This is a genomic window from Arhodomonas sp. KWT2, assembly GCF_041949875.1.
GTDB classification, from domain to species: Bacteria; Pseudomonadota; Gammaproteobacteria; order Nitrococcales; family Nitrococcaceae; genus Arhodomonas; species Arhodomonas aquaeolei.
Genome location: NZ_JBHFPQ010000035.1, coordinates 100,517 through 117,582, shown reverse-complemented (window position 1 = coordinate 117,582; position 17,066 = coordinate 100,517). Strand labels below are relative to the sequence as shown.

The window sequence follows — 17,066 nt, the reverse complement described above, 5'->3', positions numbered from 1 at the left end:
AAGGTCGGAGCCAGCGTTTTCGCGGAGGTGTGGTTAAACGCCCCCGGGCCGGGTAGAAAAAAAACCGGTCCCAACCGCGGGTTGTGGGGGGGGCTGAATAAGCCCACAAACCCCCCGGAGGCGGTTGGGGTGGGGCCCGCGGCCCCCCCCCCACACCAGCGGCACTGCCCCCGGGTTCGGCGACCCCGCCCCTGGGCCGTCAACGACACCTCCGCGAAAACGCTGGCTCCGACCTTGCCGGCTAGCTGGAGCTGCCCCCGCCACCGGACTTGCCGGACGACCGCCCGGACTTCGACGTGCCGGCGGCCTTGCCCGCCTGCTCACCGGCCTGCTCCCAGGCATCGAGCACGTCCCGGGCGTTGCGGTACCACGGCATGTCACGCACCGCGGGCTGCATCTCCTCCATGCGGGCCAGCCAGCTGCGCCACAGCTCGCTCTGGGTCTCGGTCCAGGCACGCATCATCTGCTGCATCTGGGCACCCCAGTCACCCGGATCGGTGTTGCCACCGCCGCCGGAGAGGCTGCGGATCCACTGCTGCTGGCGCTCCAGCGCCTCCTCGACGGCCTTCTGCCATGCCTCGATCTGCTGCTTCTGGGCATCCGCCGCCGGCCCGCCGAGCCCGGCGCTGCGCATCCCCTCGAACCACTGATCCCAGAGCCGGCGCTGGGTTTCGGTCCAGCCGCTCATCGCGTCTTCCATCTGCTTCTGCCAGTCCATGCTCTCGCTCCCTCTGCGTCGATGTGTAACGGGGATCCGCCGTTTTCACCAGTGTAGTCAACGCGGCGCCGGGCACGCTTCACTCGGGGCCGTCGAGACGGCGCACGCGCACCTCCAGCTCGCGGACCACCTGCATGTCGCCGTTGGCCCGTGCCGCCGCGAGCCCCTCGCGATAGCTCGCCAGCGCGGCGTCGCGGTCGCCGCCGCGCTCCTGCAGCCGGCCGAGCGCACGCCAGGCGGCGGAATACTGCGGGTCGATGGTCACCGCCTCGCGCAGGTGGCGCTCGGCGGCCTCGCGGTCGCCCTCGCGGGCATAGGCGTTGCCCAGGGTCAGGCGCAGCATCGCGCTGTCCCGCCCGCTGTCGATCATGCGCTCGAGTGACTCGGTGTCCATGGGCCCACCAGTGATCGCCGGGTGTGCTGGTTGAACTGGGGCCGGTGCGGCGGCGGGTCAAGCCGGCCGCCAACGCCGGGCACCTAGAGGAAGGTCACCGCCACCTGGAAGAGCTTCTCGACGTCGCCGAGGCGGCTCTTGTCCACCAGGAAGAGGATGACGTGGTCCTCGGACTCGATGACCGTGTCGTGGTGGGCCATGATCACCGACTCGCCGCGCACGATCGCGCCGATGGTGGTGCCCCGGGGCAGGCGGATCTCGTCGATGCGCCGGCCCACCACCGAGGAGCTGTTGGCGTCGCCGTGGGCCACCGCCTCGATGGCCTCGGCGGCCCCCCGGCGCAGGCTGTAGACGTTGACCACGTCACCGCGGCGGATGTGCGCGAGCAGGCTGCCGATGGTGGCGTGCTGGGGCGAGATCGCGACGTCAATGTCCTCGCTGGACTGGATGAGGTCGACGTAGGCCGGGCGGTTGATCAGCGCCATGACCGTGCGCGCGCCCAGGCGCTTGGCGAGCATGGCCGAGAGGATGTTGGCCTCGTCGTCGTTGGTCAGCGCGCAGAAGACGTCCGTGTTCTCGATGTTCTCCTCGAGGAGGAGGTCCTCGTCGGCGGCATCACCGCGCAGGATGATGGTCTTCTGCAGCAGCTCCGAGACCAGCCGGCAGCGCTGGGGGTCGCGCTCGATGATCTTGGTCTGGTAGCGCCCCTCCAGGGACTGCGCCAGACGGGTGCCGATGTTGCCGCCGCCGGCGAGCATCAGCCGCTTGACCGGCTTCTCCAGGCGGCGCAGCTCGCTCATGATCGCGCGGATATTCTTGCGCGCGGCGACGAAGAAGACCTCGTCGCCGGCCTCGATCACCGTGTCACCCTCGGGGATGATCGCCCGGCCCCGCCGGAAGATCGCCGCAACCCGGGCGTCGACGCCGGGCATGTGCTCGCGCAGGGTCCGCAGCTCCTGGCCCACCAGCGGCCCGCCGTAGTAGGCCCGCACCGCCACCAGGCGGACCTTGCCGCCGGCGAAGTCGAGCACCTGCAACGCACCGGGGTGCTCGATGAGGCGCTTGACGTACTGCGTGACCAGCTGCTCCGGGCTGATGATGACGTCGATGGGCAGGGCGTCCGGCGAGAACAGCTGCGGACACGACAGATACTCCACCGCGCGCACCCGGGCGATTTTGGTCGGGGTGTTGAACAGCGTGTCCGCGACCTGGCAGGCGACCATGTTCGCCTCGTCGGAGTCGGTCACGGCGATGATCATGTCCGCATCGTCCACGCCCGCGCGGGCGAGCACGTCCGGGTAGGTGGCACTGCCGGTGACGGTGCGCAGGTCGAGCCGGTCCTGGAGCTCCTGGAGGACGGTCGGGTCGACGTCCACCACGGTGATCTCGTTGTCCTCGTGGGCGAGGTTCTGTGCGACGGTGCTGCCCACCTGGCCGGCACCGAGGATGATGATCTTCATCGCCTGACTAGCCCCCTTCCTTCGGGTCGATGCCGAGCGCGCGCAGCTTGCGGTAGAGGTGGGTACGCTCCATGCCGCTCAGCCGCGCGAGCTGGGCGACGCTGCCCTCCGCGCGCCGGAGCTGGCGCTGCAGGTAGGCCCGCTCGAATGCCTCGCGGGCCTCGCGCAGGGGCAGGTCCAGCCACAGCTCCGTGCCCGTCGACTCGCCGCTCTGGGCGCGCTCGGCGAGCACGCGGTCGACCTCGTCGACGTCGATGTCCAGGCCGTCGCCGAGCAGCAGCAGCCGCTGGACGAGGTTGCGCAGCTCGCGCACGTTGCCCGGCCAGAGGTGATTGCGCAGGCGGTTCTGGGCGGCCACGGTGAAACGGCGGTAGACCAGACCCTCGCGCTCGACCAGGTCGTCGACGAAGAAGGCCACCAGCTCCGGGATGTCCTCGACGTGGTCGCGCAGCGGCGGCACCACCACGGGCACGACATTGAGCTGGTAGAACAGCTCCTCGCGGAAACGTCCGGCCCGCACCGCCGCCTCCAGCTCCAGGCTGGCCACGGCGACGACGCGGCAGCTCAGCGACACGGACTCGCCGCCGCCCATACGCTGGAAGTGCCCGGCGTCGAGCACCGCGGTGAGGCGGGTCTGAGCGGCCTCATCCAGGTCGTCGAGCTCATCGATGACCAGCGTCCCGCCGGCGGCGGCCTCGAGCCGCCCGGGCCGGCCGCCGTGGCGGCCGAACAGCGCCTCGGACATCGACTCCCCGGCCGCGTTCGCCGGCACGAACTCCACCAGCGGGCCCGGCTGGGCACGCAGACCGTGGATGTAACGCGCCAGGGTCTTGCGCCCGCTGCCGGCCTCGCCGGTGACCAGTACCGGCGAGCGCGCCCGGGCCAGGCGGTTGGCCTGCTCGCGCAGCCGCACCATGAGCTGGCTGCGCCCCACCGGAGCGACCACCTGCGGCGCCTCCGTGGTCGCCGGCGCACCGGGATGCTCCGCCAGCGCCTGCTCGACGGTAGCGAGAAGCTTGCCCAGCGACAGGGGCTTCTCGATGAAGTCCACCGCCCCCAGGCGGGTGGCCTCGACGGCGGTCTCGACGGTGCCGTGCCCGGAGATCATCACCACCGGGAAGGCCGGCCCGCCGGCGCGAACCCATTCCTTGAGCAGTGAGATCCCGTCCTCCTCGGGCATCCAGATGTCGAGCAGGACCAGGTCCGGGGCGGCCTCCGCGAGGCGCTCGCGTGCCTGTGCGGCGCTCTGCGCGGTGGCCACCTCGTAGCCCTCGTCCGCCAGGATCTCCTCGACCAGCTCGCGGATATCCGGCTCGTCGTCCACTACCAGGACTCTGGCGTGCGTCATCCCCTCTCCTCGACAGTGCTGCGCACCAGCGCCCGGTGCGGCTCCCCGGCCACCGGCAGACGCACGGTGATCCGGGCGCCGTCGCGCAGGTTACGGGCGGATATGCGCCCATTATGTTCCTCAACGATCTTCTTGACGATGGCGAGCCCCAGCCCGCTACCCCGGGGCTTGGTGGTGACGTAGGGCTCGAAGAGCTGATCGAGCACCGCCTCGGCGAAGCCCGGGCCGTTGTCGGTGAGGCACAGCTCCACCTGGCCGGCGTAGCGCCCGGTCCCCGTGCGCGTGGTCACGGTGAGCCGGCACGGCCGCCCCTCGCCGTCCGCCGCCTCCAGGGCGTTGCGGATGAGGTTGTTGAGCAGCTGGCGCAGCCGGCCCGGGTCCGCCCGCAGCGTCGGCAGGTCCCCGGCCAGGTCCAGGGTGAAGGCCACCTCGGTGGTGTCGTCACCGCGGTGGAGCTCGACCACGTCCTGGACCAGGGCGTTGAGGTCGACGTCCACGAGGCTCAGCCGCGGCGGACGGGCATACTCGGAGAAGGCATTGACCATCGCCTTCATCGCGTCCACCTGCTGGATGATCGTGCGCGTGGCACGCTCCAGGCGCTCGGCGTCCTCCGCCTCCAGGCGGTCGCTGAGCTTGTGCTGGAGCCGCTCCGCGGAGAGCTGGATGGGCGTGAGCGGATTGCGGATCTCGTGGGCGAGACGCCGGGCGACCTCGCCCCAGGCGGCGTCGCGCTGGGCCTGGATGAGGGTGGTGACGTCGTCGAAGACGATGACGTGGCCGCCGGCGGTGCGCCCCCCGGGGAGGGCGGCGCCGCTGCAGATGAGCATGCGCCGGCCTTCGTCCGTATCCAGGGTGAACTCCTCGCGCCACTCGCCGCCGCCGGCGGCGGAGCGGGCCTCCACCAGCTCCACGAACGGCTCGAACGCCGGATGATTGGAGACCAGCACCCGCAGCCGCCCGCCCGCCGCCTGGGCCAGCGGCACCGAGAGGATGTCCACCGCCGCCTGGTTGTAGGTCCGCAGCCGACCGTACTGGTCCAGCGCCAGCACCCCCGAGGACAGCCGCCCGAGCACCGTCTCCAGATAGGCGCGCTGGGCCTCCGCCAGCACCTGGCCGCGGCGGGCCTCGTCCCGCGACTGCGCCACCCGGCGGCTCATCTCGTTGAACGAGCGCACCAGAAAGCCGAGCTCGTCGCGGCCGCCGTCCGGGAGCTGGGTGCCGTAGTCGCCCTCGGCGAGGGCCCGGGTGCCCTCGGCGAGGCCGCTGATCGGCGCAACCAGCCGCCGCGCCAGGTAGAACGCCGACCACACGGCGAACAGCAGCGACATCAGCAGCACCAGCGAGAGGGTGAGTATGAAACTGTCCTTGAGCGGGCCGCGCAGGTAGGCGAGCTCACGGTACTGCGCGAATGCCTGCTGCACGTCCCCGGCGAGCTCGTTGAGCCGCGGCGAGATCGGGAACAGCGCGAGCAGGAAGCGCGGGTTCTGGGGCTGCGCCGGGTTGGGCGCGGGCACCGCGGCACGGATATTCAGGCCACTGCCCTCGATGGGATCGAGACTGACGTACGGCCGGCCCTGACGGAGCTGGAGCAGGACCTCGTCCTCCGGCCGGTTGGGCAGGATGCTCTCGGTATCGCGGGTGCTGGAGGCGATGATCCGGCCGTTGCTGCCGAACAGGGTGAGCTCCGCGGCGTTCATGCGCTCGCGCAGGTCGCCGATGGTGAAGGTCATGGTGCCCTCGGGCACGGTCGTGAGCTCGTCGGCCGCCGACTGCACGCGCTTGAGCAGGTCGCGCATGCGCAGGTCCAGCGACGCCTGGGACAGGCTCAGGGCATCGTCCAGGGCCTGCTCCACGCGCACGTCGAACCAGCTGTCGATGCCGCTGCGCAGGAACTGCATGGAGAAGGCGTAGACGATGAGGCCGGGGACCACGGCGAGCAGCGCGAACAGCGCCATGATCCGCCCGGTGAGGCGGCTGCCCGGGCGCGCCTCGCGCAGCGAGCGCACCAGCCGCCAGACGTTGACGCCGATGACGGTGACCAGCGCCACCAGCGCGACCGCGTTGAACAGCAGCAGCCAGCTGTAGAGCTGGCCGAACATCGCCGAGTTCTCGGTCGCGGCGTTGAGCAGATACAGCGAGACGAGCAGCGCCACGCACAGCGCAAGCCGTACGGCGCCCTCGCTCTTGAGCCGTTTCAGGAACCCTGCAATGGCCATCGCCGCCAGTCGCTCTCCAGCTGCCACTCAGGGGAGAGATAGGCCATGGAACGCAACGGCCGGGGCAGTGCGTCCGTGTCCAGGGCCGCGCGGGCGGCGACGGTGTAGCGCACGTCCGGGTCCAGCCGCGCCGCGCGCACCACCGTCACGTCCCGTATGTCGCCGGCCGCCGCCAGCAGCCGCGCCAGCGTCCGGAAGCTGCGCGGCTCGCCCTCGTCCAGGGGCAGGAGGACATAGCGCTCGCTCAGTGCATGGTACTGCAGGCGGTAGCGGTGGGAACGGCTGACCAGGGTGGCCTCCCACAGCCCCCACCACGTCGGGCGCAGCACCTCCACGTCCAGCCGGAGCTGGAGCGCGACGCCGTTACGCAGCGCCTCGCGGGCGGCGTCGCTCAGCCGGTAGTCGATGCGCGCATCGAGATACCACACGCCGTCGCGCAGGTTCAGCTCGCCGGCGCGGATGCGCACGTGGCCGTCGGCGGCGGACACCGCCGCCGGCAGTACCGCACACACCAGTGCCAGCGCCAGCGCGGCGGCGCTCAGCCACCGGCGCATGGCGACTTGTCGAAGCAGGCGTAGTAGAAGCCGTCCATCCCGCCCTCCCCCGGCAGGAGCTGATGACCGACGCCGGTGGCTCGCCCCGCCGGCAGCCCCGGCGCGACGACCCGCGCATCCGCGGTCCCGGCGGCGAAGGCCGAGGCCACCGCCTCGTTCTCGGCGTGCAGCAGCGAGCAGGTGGCGTACACCAGCCGCCCACCCGGGGCAAGCAGCGGCCAGAGCGCGCGCAGCAGCGCCGCCTGGGTCCCGGCGAGACGCGGGATGTCCGCGGCCCGCCGCAGCCACTTGATGTCCGGGTGACGGCGGATCACCCCGGTCCCCGAGCACGGCGCGTCCAGCAGGATGCGCTGGAAACGGCCCCCATCCCACCACGTCTCGGGGTGGCTTGCATCCCCGGCACACAGGCGCGCGGTCAGCCCGAGGCGCGCCAGGGTTCCGCCGACACGCTCCAGACGGCCGGCGTCGCTGTCCAGCGCCAGCACCGACAGGTCCTCGCCGCGTTCGAGCAGGTGCGCGGTCTTGCCCCCGGGGGCGGCGCAGGCATCGAGCACGCGATCCCCGGCGGCGGGGGCGAGCAGCCCGGCGGCGAACTGTGCGGCGCCGTCCTGCACCGACACCTCGCCCTCCGCGAACCCCGGCAGGGCGTTGACCGCCACCGGTGCGTCCAGCACCAGTGCCTCCGCCAGCCCCTGCAGTGGCCGCGCGGTGATACCGGCGGCGACCAGCCGGGCGGCGTAGGCCTCGCGGGTGGTGCGACGGCGGTTCACCCGCAGGGTCATGGGCGGGCGCGCCAGGCAGGCGGCGGCGACCGCGTCCCGGGCCTCGGGCCAGTCCGAGCGGATCGCCGCGTCCAGCCACTCCGGCAGCGCCGCGGCGACCGCCGGGTCCCGGTCGGCCCGTGCCAGCAGCCGCTCGCGTTCGCGCTGGAAACGCCGCAGGCAGCCGTTGACCAGCCCCGCCGCGCGCCGGCGGCCCAGGGCGCTGGTGACCGCGACGGTGGCGGAGACCGCGGCATGGGGCGGTACGCGGGTGTGCTCGAGCTGGTAGAGCCCGACCACCAGCAGCGGCTCCAGGATCCGGTCCCGGGGTCTCAGGGGCCGGCTCAGCAGGGCGTTCACCACCGCCTGCAGGCGGCGGTACCAGCGCAGGCTGCCGTAGGCGAGCTCGTGGGCAAGGGCGGCATCGGCGGCACCGAGCCCCGCCTCCAGGGCCGGCAGCTCGCGGGCCAGTGACCGGCCGTGGAGCACCACCCCGGCCACCGCCTCCACAGCGGCGCGGCGGGGGGCGACGCCGGTCTCAGCCGAGCCGCTCACCGGCCTCGATCCCGACACCGTTGAGGAAGCTGGCCACCGGCTGGCGCCGGCGCCCCGGGGCCTGAACCTCCAGCAGGCGGAGCACGCCGTCACCGGTGGCGACATCGACGCCCCCGGGGGCAACGGCGATCACGGTCCCCGGCGGCACGTCCGCCCGGTCCGGCCGCACCTCTGCACGCCAGAGCCGCAGCTCGCCGTCGCCCCGGCGGGTCCGCGCCACCGGCCACGGGTCGAAGGCGCGGATACGCCGCTCGATCGCCGCCGCGGGCTCGTGCCAGTCGATCCGGGTCTCGGCAGTCTCCAGCTTGTCCGCATAGGTGACGCCGTCCTCCGGCTGTGGCCGCTCCGGCAGGCGCCCGGCGACCCAGTCCGGCAGCACCCGTGCGATCAGGGATGCGCCCATGGCGGCGAGGCGGTCGTGCAGGCTGCCGCCGGTATCCTCCGCGCCGATGGGGGTCGCCTCGCACTCGATCACCGGCCCGGTGTCGAGCCCGGCGGCCATGCGCATGATGCACACGCCGGTATGCGTATCGCCGGCGAGCAGGGCGCGCTGAATGGGGGCGGCACCGCGCCAGCGCGGCAACAGCGAGGCATGGATGTTGAGGCAGCCACGGACGGGGACGTCGAGCACTGTCCGGGGCAGGATCAGCCCGTAGGCCACCACCACCATGACGTCCGGCTCGAGCGCGGCGAGGGTGGCGCGGGCATCGGCGTCACGCAGGCTCTCCGGCTGGTACACCGGGATGCCGTGCGCCTGTGCCGCCTGCTTCACCGGCGACGGCCGCAGGCGCCGGCCCCGCCCGGCCGGGCGGTCCGGCTGGGTATAGGCGGCGACCACGTTGAACCCCGCCTCGACCAGGGCGGTCAGCGCGGGAACGGAGAAATCGGGGGTACCGGCGAAGACGACTCGCAATGCTGCTCCCGTTCGCAGTGGGCGTATGGCCGTGGAGTAGGCGGGTCCGGATCGGCGGGCGCCGGTCCGGGCGGGACGGGCCGGCGCGCTCAGCCGGCCTCGCGTGCCGCCTGTCCCGCGGGCTCGCCGCGCTGCCGCGCCTGCTTCTCCAGGCGACGACGCAGGCGCTTGCGCTTGAGATCGGAGAGGTAGTCGACGAACAGCCGGCCCTCGAGGTGATCCATCTCGTGCTGGATGCACACCGCGAGCAACCCCTCGGCCTCGAGGGTGAAGGGCTCACCGTCGCGCCCGGTCGCCTCCACGGTGACGTGCTCAGCACGGCGCACCGCCTCGAAGTACTCCGGCACCGACAGGCAGCCCTCGTCGCTGACCGTCTCGCCGTCGCGGGTGGTGATCCGTGGATTGACGAACGCCAGCGGGCGGCTGCGATCCTCGGAGACATCCATGACGATGATCCGCTCGTGGACATCCACCTGGGTCGCCGCCAGGCCGATACCGGGGGCGGCGTACATCGTCTCGAACATGTCGTCGATGAGCCGGACGACGCGCTCGTCGACGGCCTCGACGGGGCTCGCCACCGTGCGCAGACGGGGATCGGGATAGTGCAGAATGTCGAGCTTGGCCATGGCGTTGGGAATCCGTTGCGGGGCGCGCAGCAACGCTGCTAATGTTACGATATCCTCAAATGAACGATCATAACGGATCCGGGGCACTGGCGGCCAGCTCGAAAGCGGCGCCGACACAGGGATTGTCCATGCTTAAGAAGACTCTCGCGTGGGCGCTCGGCGCCCTTCTGCTGAGCACCGTGGTTTCGGCGCAGGACCCCCGCATCAGGGCCGATCATCCCACCACGTATACGGTGCAGCCGGGCGACACCCTCTGGGACATCTCCGGGCGTTTCCTTACCGAGCCGTGGTACTGGCCGGAGATCTGGCACGAGAACCCGGACATCGAAAACCCCCACCTGATCTACCCGGGCGACGTGGTGCGCCTGACCCTCGTCAACGGGGAGCCGCAGCTCAGCGTCGAGCGCGGCGGCGGCACCATCAAGCTCTCCCCCGAGGTCCGCGTCGAGCAGCTCGACGACGCCATCCCGGGCATCCCCATGGAGGCGATCCGGCCCTTCCTCAGCGGTGACCGCGTTGTCGAGGCCGGCACGCTGAGCGACGCCCCTTACGTCGTGGCCGGCGGCGACGAGCGCGTGATGAGCGCCACCGGCGACCCCATCTACGTCCGCGGACTCGACGGCAGCGACGCCAACAGCTGGGACGTGGTGCGCAAGGAGCAGACCTTCCGCGACCCCGCCAGCGGCGAGGTCCTCGGCGTCCTCGCCCAGTATGCGGGCAGCGCACGGGTGCGCGAGCACGGCGACCCGGCGACGCTGGTGCTCACCGACAGCACCCGCGAGATCCTCGCCGGCGATCGTCTGCTGGAGGCGAGCGACGAGCCCTTCGACAGCCAGCTCGTGCCGGCCGCCCCGTCCCAGGACGTCGACGGCGTGATCATGGCGGTCATGGACGGCGTCAACCAGATCGGCCAGTACGATGTGGTCGCACTCAATCTCGGCAGGCGTGAGGGCATGAAGACCGGCCACGTGCTCACCGTGCTCGAGAAACCGCGCAGCGTGGAAGACCCTTACAGCAAGGACGACGAGGTGGTCACCCTGCCGGCGGAGCGCGAGGGCGTGCTGATCGTCTTCCAGGTCTTCGAGCGCATGAGCCTCGGTCTCGTCATGGAGGCGAACCGCGCCATGGCCGTCGGCGACACGGTGCGCACCCCCGAACGATGAGCCCGCCGCGCGAGCCGCGGACGGCCTGGCTGCGGCTGCTGCGCACCCCCGGGGTCGGCACCGCCACGTTCACCGCCATACTCGAGGCGTTCGCGACGCCGGAGGCCTTCCTGGACGCGGACGCCGCCACGGTCCGGGCCGCCGGCCTGAACCCGGCCCTGCGTGACGGCACGCCCGGCGCCGACGACACCGGCGTGACCGCGGACCTGGACTGGCTGGCAGGCCCGGACCACCACCTGATCACCCGCAGCGACCCCCGCTACCCCGACGGCCTGCACGCCATCGCCGATCCGCCGCCGCTGCTGTTCGTCAACGGCGACCCCGCCGTGCTCGCCCGCCCCCAGCTCGCGGTGGTGGGCAGCCGCAAGCCGAGCCGCGGCGGCGAGGACAACGCCCACGAGTTCGCGCGCTACCTCGCCGGAAGCGGGCTGACCATCACCAGCGGTCTCGCCCTGGGCATCGACGGTGCCGCCCACGCCGGCGCCCTCGCCGGCGGCGGCACGACGGTAGCGGTCACGGCCACCGGCCCGGACCGGGTCTACCCCGCACGACACCGCGACCTCGCCCGGCGGATCGCCGGCGGCGGCGCCATCGTCACCGAGCTGCCCACGGGGACCGGCGTGCGCCGTGAGCAGTTTCCCCGCCGCAACCGCCTGATCAGCGGGCTCGCCATGGGCGTGCTGGTGGTCGAGGCCGGGGTGCACAGCGGCTCGCTGCTCACCGCCCAGCACGCCCTGGAGCAGGGCCGCGAGGTGTTCGCCATCCCGGGCTCCATCCACAACCCCATGGCCCGCGGCTGTCACGCGCTGATCCGCCAGGGCGCGAAGCTGGTGGAATCGGCCCGGGACGTGTTCGACGAGCTGCCCCCGGTCGCCCTCCCCGGGGACGGCGACATCCCCGCCGATACCGGCGCCGGCGCGCCCCAGGCGGGGCTCGGCGAGGACTACGAGCAGGTGCTGGAGGCCCTCGGACACGACCCCGTGGCCTTCGACGTGCTGGCCGGGCGCACTGGATTGACGGCCGATACGCTTTCCTCCATGCTGCTGATACTCGAGCTCAAGGGGCATGTAACTGCCTGCTCCGGCGGGCGCTACGCTCGCTCCCACTGAGCACCCTTCCCCTGGTCTCTCTGGGCGCGCGGATGAAAGAGAACGTCTTCGACCTGCTCATGTACCTGTTCGAGAACTATTTCTATAACGAGGAAGAACCTCAGCCGGACAGGGACTCACTCGAATCCGAGCTCTTCGATATCGGCTTCAGCCGTACGGAGATCCGCAAGGCCTTCGAGTGGCTGGACGCACTGGCACACAGCCGCGAACTCCCCGCCGTCAGCACGAGCACCCAGCGTTGCGTGCGCGTGTTCACCGCCAGCGAGCAGGAGCGCCTCGACACGGAGATGCGCGGCTTCATGCTCTACCTGGAGCAGGTGGGCATCCTCACCGCGCACAGCCGCGAACTCGTCATCGACCGGTTGATGGCCCTCGGCGACGAGGACATCGACCTGGACACGGTAAAGTGGGTCGTGCTCATGGTGCTGTTCAGCCAGCCGGGACAGGAAGAGGCATTCGCGAGCATGGAAAACCTGGTCTTCGACGGACCCAACCAGCTCGTTCACTGATCGGCTTGAGGTTGACACGCCGAGCCGCCACGTTAGTTTCCCGGTAGATCGCGGGTCCGTCCCGACCAACTCCATCTCGGACGTCGCCGGGCGCTCCGGAGACCGAACATTCTTCTTATGGGCAAAAAACTGGTCATCGTCGAGTCGCCGGCGAAGGCGCGCACCATCAACAAGTACCTGGGCAAGGACTTCGAGGTCCTGGCCTCCTACGGCCATGTCCGCGACCTCGTCCCCAAGGAGGGGGCGGTGGATCCGAAGCACGACTTCGCGATGCGCTACCAGACCATCGAGCGCAACGCCAAGCACGTCGACGCCATCGCCAAGGCAAGCCGCAAGGCCGAGGCCATCTATCTCGCCACCGACCCCGACCGCGAGGGCGAGGCGATCTCCTGGCACCTCTACGAGCTGCTCCGGGAGAAAGGCGTCGTCGACGACAAGCCCGTGCAGCGGGTGGTGTTCTACGAGGTCACCAAGCCGGCCATACAGGAGGCCATCGAGCATCCGCGGGGCCTGTCGGAAGACCTGGTGAACGCACAGCAGGCACGCCGGGCGCTGGACTACCTGGTCGGCTTCAACCTCTCGCCGCTGCTCTGGCGCAAGATCACACCGGGCCTGTCCGCGGGCCGGGTGCAGAGTCCGGCGCTGCGCATGATCGTCGAGCGCGAGCAGGAAATCGAGGCATTCGAGCCCCAGGAGTACTGGAGCGTCGAGTCCGACCTCGACCACGAGGGCCAGGCGTTCACCGGCAAGCTCGCGCGCCTCGACGGCGAGAAGGTCGAGCAGTTCACCCTCACCAACGAAGGCCAGGCCACCGACGCCACGAAGCGCCTGGAGGCCGCGGCGGACGGCCGGCTGCACGTCAGCAGCGTCGAGAAGAAACAGCGCCGGCGCAACCCGGCCGCGCCCTTCATCACCTCGACGCTGCAGCAGGAGGCCTCGCGCAAACTGCGCTTCTCCGCCCAGCGCACCATGCGCGTCGCCCAGCAGCTCTACGAGGGCGTGGACACCGGCAGCGGCGCCATCGGCCTGATCACCTACATGCGGACGGACTCGGTGAATCTCTCTCAGGAGGCCATCGGCAATCTCCGCGGCGTGATCGCCGAGCGCTACGGCGAGAAGATGCTGCCTAAGTCACCGAACCAGTACCGCACCCGGGCCAAGAACGCCCAGGAGGCGCACGAGGGCATCCGGCCCACCGATGCACAACGGAGCCCGGAGGACCTCAAGGGCCACCTCTCCGAGGACCAGTACAAGCTCTACGACCTCATCTGGAAGCGGTCCGTGGCCTGCCAGATGATCCATGCGACCATCGACACCGTCTCCGTGGACCTCGCCGCCGGCGACGTGGGCGTGTTCCGCGCCACTGGCTCGACCATCCGCGATCCGGGCTTCATGACCGTCTACATGGAGGACACGGACGACCCCAAGGCGCCGGCCGACAACAAGGAGCGCATCCTCCCGCCCCTCGCCGAGGGCGACTGGGTCACGCTCAAGGCCATTCGCCCGGAGCAGCACTTCACCGAGCCGCCGCCGCGCTTCAGCGAGGCCTCGCTGGTGCGCGCACTCGAGGAGCGCGGCATCGGCCGGCCGTCGACCTACGCCTCGATCATCTCGACGCTCCAGCAGCGCGGCTACGTGGAGATGGACAACCGTCGCTTCCATCCCACGGACACCGGCCGGGTGGTGGCGAAGTTCCTCACCGAGCACTTCGACCGCTACGTGGACTACGACTTCACCGCACGGCTGGAGGATGACCTCGACGCCATCTCCCGCGGCGAGCGCGACTGGGTGCCGGTGCTCCACGAGTTCTGGACCCCCTTCCACGAACGCGTCGAGGACAAGGCCAACGTCTCCCGCGCAGAGGTCATGCAGGCCCGCGAGCTCGGCACCGACCCCAAGAGCGGCCGCCCGGTACAGGTACGGCTCGGGCGCTACGGACCGTTCGCGCAGATCGGGACCCGGGAAGACGAGGAGAAGCCCCGCTTCGCCAGCCTGCGCCAGGGCCAGAGCATCGACACCATCACCCTGGACGAGGCGCTGGCGCTTTTCCAGCTGCCCCGGGACCTCGGCGAGACCCCGGAGGGCGAGTCGCTGCAGGTGAATATCGGACGGTTCGGACCGTACGTGCGTTTCGGCGACAAGTTCGCCTCGCTGAAGAAGGACGACGACCCCTACACCGTCACCCGCGAGCGCGCCCTGGAGCTGGTCGCCGAGAAGAAGGAGAACGAGGCGCGGCGGACCATTCAGGAGTTCACGGACGACGGCATCCGCGTGCTGCGCGGACGGTTCGGGCCCTACGTCACCGACGGACGCAAGAACGCCAAGGTACCCAAGGAGCGCGAGCCGGAGGCCCTCACCCTGGAAGAATGCCGCGAACTCATCGCCAACGCCCCGGAAAAGAAGGGCGGCCGGCGCCGGGCCGCCGCCGGCAACAAGCGCAAGGGGCGCTGAGGCCGGCATGGACGTACGCTTCCGTCACCGCCTCGCGGCGGCCGTGCTCGACGGGGGCGGCGTGATCGCCTATCCCACCGAGGCGGTCTACGGCCTCGGCTGCGACCCATGGCAGGCGCCCGCCGTGGCCCGGCTGCTCGAGCTCAAGGACCGCCCCGTCGAGAAGGGGCTGATCCTCATCGCCGCCGACACCGGCCAGCTCCGCGACTGGGTGACCCCCGAGGCCCTGGGGGATCCACAGGTGAACGCCACCTGGCCGGGACCGGTGACCTGGATCCTGCCCGCCACCGGCGAGGCAGCGCCCTGGATCACCGGGGGACGGCCGCGGATCGCGGTCCGCATCACCGACCACGCCGATGCGGCCGCGCTGTGCCGGGCCTTCGGCGGACCGCTGGTCTCCACCAGCGCCAACCCCGGGGGCGCCGGTCCGGCGCGGAACGCGCTGCGGGTGCGCACCTACTTCGACGGCGACGTCGACCTCGTACTCGGCGGCCCCACGGGCGGCCGGGCGCGGCCCACGACCATGCTCCGCTGGCCCGACGGCGGGGTCGTACGCCATGGCTGAACGGATCACGGCGGTCATCCTCGCGGGCGGGCGCGGACAGCGCATGGGCGGCGCCGACAAGGGCCTCATCGATCTCGACGGCCGCCCCATGATCGCCCACGTCGCCGCCCGCCTGACCGGCCAGGCGGACGCGCTGGTGATCGTCGCCAACCGCAACACCGGCGAGTACGCCCGCTACGCGGACACTGTCGTCAGCGACCGTCTGCCGGACTTCGCCGGGCCCCTGGCCGGCGTACAGGCCGGGCTGGCCGCGGCGGCCCCGGGACACGCCCTGTTCGTGCCCTGCGACGCCCCGGCTCTGCCCCTGGACCTGGTACGGCGGCTGCGCGAACCGGGCGCCCCCGCAACGGTGGCCCACGACGGCCGGCGGATGCAGCCGACGTTCTCGCTGCTCGCCACCGGCATCGCCCCGGAGCTGGAGACGGCCATAGAGGAGGGCACCCGCGCCCTACACGCCTGGCTGGAACGGGCCGGGGCGGTCACGGTGGACTTCTCCGATCAGCGCGAGGCGTTCTCCAATATCAACACCGCGGCGGAGCTCGCACGCTTCCTCGGCGACCCGCCGCCACAGACCCGATAGCCACGCACGGAAGGGACCATGACCGAGCAGCCGCGCCCCGACGACGTCCGTCACTGGCTGGAGTCGCTGCAGGAGCGGATCTGCGACGCCCTGGCCGCGGCCGACGGCGCCGCCGGGTTTCACGAGGACAGCTGGCAGCGCCCCGACGGCGGCGGCGGACGCTCCCGGGTACTGGCCGGGGGTGCGGTCTTCGAGCAGGCCGGGGTGAACTTCTCCCACGTGCGCGGCGGCGAACTGCCCGCGAGCGCCTCGGCGCGGCGCCCGGAGCTCGCCGGGCGGAGCTTCCAGGCCATGGGCGTGTCCCTGGTGGTGCATCCGGAGAACCCCCACGTGCCCACCTCCCACGCCAACGTGCGCTTCTTCGTCGCCGAACACCCCGAGGCCGAGCCGGTGTGGTGGTTCGGCGGCGGCTTCGACCTGACCCCCTACTACCCGGTCCGCGAGGACGTGCTGCACTGGCACCGCACGGCCCGCGCGGCCTGCGAGCCCTTCGACACCGGGCTGTATCCGCGCCTGCGGCGCTGGTGCGACGACTACTTCCACCTGCCCCACCGCGGCGAGCAGCGCGGCGTCGGCGGGCTGTTCTTCGACGACTTCGACGAGGGCGGCTTCGAGCACGCCTTCGGCCTCACCCGCTCGGTGGGCGAGGCCTACCTCGAGGCCTACCTTCCCATCGTCGAGCGCCGCCGCCACACCCCCTGGGACGAGGCCCAGCGCCGCTTCCAGCTCTACCGGCGCGGGCGCTACGTGGAGTTCAACCTGCTCTTCGACCGCGGCACCCAGTTCGGCATCCAGTCCGGCGGGCGCACCGAATCCATCCTCATGTCCCTGCCGCCGCTGGCGCGCTGGCAGTACGGCTATCGTCCGACCCCGGGCACGCCGGAGGCGGCCCTCACCGACTACTGGCTCCAGCCCCGGGACTGGCTGACAGAGGGGTAGCGGCAAAGGGCGGACTTTTTCCGCTGCGGCGCAGCATAACGCCTGTTAACCCGACGTCAACCTGTAACCCATTGTTTTTCATGAGTGCCCGTAGGATGGCTGGCGCTGACGTCACATGATTTGTGACATAAAAGAATTAATAAACTGACGACACCGCCCTCGCCGTTACGGTAGCTTTGGACGCGCACACGTCGTACGGCTCCGG

16 protein-coding genes are annotated in these 17,066 nt (G+C 71.2%); 7 read left to right on the top strand and 9 right to left on the bottom strand.

What is annotated here, in order from left to right:
• Positions 1-241: 241 nt before the first annotated feature.
• The 9 genes from ACEZHJ_RS05810 to def form a co-directional block, all read right to left on the bottom strand.
• The gene (locus ACEZHJ_RS05810) at positions 242-718 is read right to left on the bottom strand and encodes a hypothetical protein (RefSeq protein ID WP_163139283.1); all 477 of its coding nucleotides are present in this window, start codon (positions 716-718) and stop codon (positions 242-244) included.
• A 79-nt stretch (positions 719-797) separates the two neighbouring features.
• Positions 798-1,112 carry a tetratricopeptide repeat protein gene (locus ACEZHJ_RS05805; RefSeq protein ID WP_259202216.1) on the bottom strand — a complete coding sequence of 105 codons (315 nt, stop codon included), beginning with the start codon at positions 1,110-1,112 and terminating at the stop codon, positions 798-800.
• Between the two features lie 83 nt (positions 1,113-1,195).
• Positions 1,196-2,572, bottom strand: coding sequence for a Trk system potassium transporter TrkA (gene trkA, locus ACEZHJ_RS05800; protein WP_163139284.1), 1,377 nt, complete (start codon positions 2,570-2,572; stop codon positions 1,196-1,198).
• A gap of 7 nt (positions 2,573-2,579) precedes the next feature.
• On the bottom strand, positions 2,580-3,920 hold the full coding sequence (locus tag ACEZHJ_RS05795; RefSeq protein WP_163139285.1) for a sigma-54 dependent transcriptional regulator: 1,341 nt from the start codon (positions 3,918-3,920) through the stop codon (positions 2,580-2,582).
• Complete coding sequence (locus tag ACEZHJ_RS05790; protein ID WP_205599761.1) at positions 3,917-6,136, bottom strand: ATP-binding protein; 2,220 nt, start codon at positions 6,134-6,136, stop codon at positions 3,917-3,919. The genes ACEZHJ_RS05795 and ACEZHJ_RS05790 overlap by 4 nt, the downstream gene beginning before the upstream one ends.
• Positions 6,115-6,690, bottom strand: coding sequence for a DUF4390 domain-containing protein (locus tag ACEZHJ_RS05785; protein ID WP_163139286.1), 576 nt, complete (start codon positions 6,688-6,690; stop codon positions 6,115-6,117). Before ACEZHJ_RS05785 ends, ACEZHJ_RS05790 begins: the two co-directional genes overlap by 22 nt.
• Positions 6,675-8,006 (bottom strand): 16S rRNA (cytosine(967)-C(5))-methyltransferase RsmB, encoded by a 1,332-nt coding sequence (rsmB, locus tag ACEZHJ_RS05780; RefSeq protein ID WP_163139287.1) that lies wholly within the window; start codon positions 8,004-8,006, stop codon positions 6,675-6,677. The genes ACEZHJ_RS05785 and rsmB overlap by 16 nt, the downstream gene beginning before the upstream one ends.
• Positions 7,990-8,919 (bottom strand): methionyl-tRNA formyltransferase, encoded by a 930-nt coding sequence (gene fmt, locus ACEZHJ_RS05775; protein WP_375036322.1) that lies wholly within the window; start codon positions 8,917-8,919, stop codon positions 7,990-7,992. Before fmt ends, rsmB begins: the two co-directional genes overlap by 17 nt.
• Before the next feature lie 89 nt (positions 8,920-9,008).
• Positions 9,009-9,545, bottom strand: a complete 537-nt coding sequence (gene def / locus ACEZHJ_RS05770; protein WP_018718080.1) for a peptide deformylase — start codon at positions 9,543-9,545, stop codon at positions 9,009-9,011.
• 128 nt (positions 9,546-9,673) lie between these two features.
• On the opposite strand from def, the gene ACEZHJ_RS05765 reads away from it, so the two are divergent.
• The 7 genes from ACEZHJ_RS05765 to hemF all read left to right on the top strand — a co-directional run bounded on the left by ACEZHJ_RS05765 (position 9,674) and on the right by hemF (position 16,861).
• Positions 9,674-10,708 carry a LysM peptidoglycan-binding domain-containing protein gene (locus tag ACEZHJ_RS05765; protein ID WP_018718079.1) on the top strand — a complete coding sequence of 345 codons (1,035 nt, stop codon included), beginning with the start codon at positions 9,674-9,676 and terminating at the stop codon, positions 10,706-10,708.
• Positions 10,705-11,817: a DNA-processing protein DprA gene (dprA, locus tag ACEZHJ_RS05760; protein WP_163139289.1), complete on the top strand. Its 1,113-nt coding sequence runs from the start codon at positions 10,705-10,707 to the stop codon at positions 11,815-11,817. The genes ACEZHJ_RS05765 and dprA overlap by 4 nt, the downstream gene beginning before the upstream one ends.
• A gap of 32 nt (positions 11,818-11,849) precedes the next feature.
• Positions 11,850-12,326, top strand: a complete 477-nt coding sequence (locus ACEZHJ_RS05755; RefSeq protein ID WP_018718077.1) for a DUF494 family protein — start codon at positions 11,850-11,852, stop codon at positions 12,324-12,326.
• 117 nt (positions 12,327-12,443) lie between these two features.
• On the top strand, positions 12,444-14,777 hold the full coding sequence (locus ACEZHJ_RS05750) for a DNA topoisomerase I (RefSeq protein ID WP_018718076.1): 2,334 nt from the start codon (positions 12,444-12,446) through the stop codon (positions 14,775-14,777).
• Between the two features lie 7 nt (positions 14,778-14,784).
• Positions 14,785-15,342 (top strand): L-threonylcarbamoyladenylate synthase, encoded by a 558-nt coding sequence (locus ACEZHJ_RS05745; RefSeq protein ID WP_018718075.1) that lies wholly within the window; start codon positions 14,785-14,787, stop codon positions 15,340-15,342.
• Positions 15,335-15,922 (top strand): molybdenum cofactor guanylyltransferase MobA, encoded by a 588-nt coding sequence (gene mobA / locus ACEZHJ_RS05740; RefSeq protein ID WP_018718074.1) that lies wholly within the window; start codon positions 15,335-15,337, stop codon positions 15,920-15,922. The genes ACEZHJ_RS05745 and mobA overlap by 8 nt, the downstream gene beginning before the upstream one ends.
• 18 nt (positions 15,923-15,940) lie before the next feature.
• Complete coding sequence (gene hemF / locus ACEZHJ_RS05735) at positions 15,941-16,861, top strand: oxygen-dependent coproporphyrinogen oxidase (RefSeq protein WP_018718073.1); 921 nt, start codon at positions 15,941-15,943, stop codon at positions 16,859-16,861.
• Positions 16,862-17,066: the final 205 nt, after the last annotated feature.

What these genes read in the sequence shown, in the direction of transcription:
- ACEZHJ_RS05795 (WP_163139285.1), bottom strand. Translation starts at nt 3,920, where the DNA reads ATGACGCACGCCAGAGTCCTGGTAGTGGACGACGAGCCGGATATCCGC.
- ACEZHJ_RS05745 (WP_018718075.1), top strand. Translation starts at nt 14,785, where the DNA reads ATGGACGTACGCTTCCGTCACCGCCTCGCGGCGGCCGTGCTCGACGGG.
- ACEZHJ_RS05790 (WP_205599761.1), bottom strand. Translation starts at nt 6,136, where the DNA reads ATGGCCATTGCAGGGTTCCTGAAACGGCTCAAGAGCGAGGGCGCCGTA.
- ACEZHJ_RS05785 (WP_163139286.1), bottom strand. Translation starts at nt 6,690, where the DNA reads ATGCGCCGGTGGCTGAGCGCCGCCGCGCTGGCGCTGGCACTGGTGTGT.
- def (WP_018718080.1), bottom strand. Translation starts at nt 9,545, where the DNA reads ATGGCCAAGCTCGACATTCTGCACTATCCCGATCCCCGTCTGCGCACG.
- ACEZHJ_RS05805 (WP_259202216.1), bottom strand. Translation starts at nt 1,112, where the DNA reads ATGGACACCGAGTCACTCGAGCGCATGATCGACAGCGGGCGGGACAGC.
- ACEZHJ_RS05765 (WP_018718079.1), top strand. Translation starts at nt 9,674, where the DNA reads ATGCTTAAGAAGACTCTCGCGTGGGCGCTCGGCGCCCTTCTGCTGAGC.
- dprA (WP_163139289.1), top strand. Translation starts at nt 10,705, where the DNA reads ATGAGCCCGCCGCGCGAGCCGCGGACGGCCTGGCTGCGGCTGCTGCGC.
- trkA (WP_163139284.1), bottom strand. Translation starts at nt 2,572, where the DNA reads ATGAAGATCATCATCCTCGGTGCCGGCCAGGTGGGCAGCACCGTCGCA.
- ACEZHJ_RS05810 (WP_163139283.1), bottom strand. Translation starts at nt 718, where the DNA reads ATGGACTGGCAGAAGCAGATGGAAGACGCGATGAGCGGCTGGACCGAA.
- hemF (WP_018718073.1), top strand. Translation starts at nt 15,941, where the DNA reads ATGACCGAGCAGCCGCGCCCCGACGACGTCCGTCACTGGCTGGAGTCG.
- ACEZHJ_RS05755 (WP_018718077.1), top strand. Translation starts at nt 11,850, where the DNA reads ATGAAAGAGAACGTCTTCGACCTGCTCATGTACCTGTTCGAGAACTAT.
- ACEZHJ_RS05750 (WP_018718076.1), top strand. Translation starts at nt 12,444, where the DNA reads ATGGGCAAAAAACTGGTCATCGTCGAGTCGCCGGCGAAGGCGCGCACC.
- mobA (WP_018718074.1), top strand. Translation starts at nt 15,335, where the DNA reads ATGGCTGAACGGATCACGGCGGTCATCCTCGCGGGCGGGCGCGGACAG.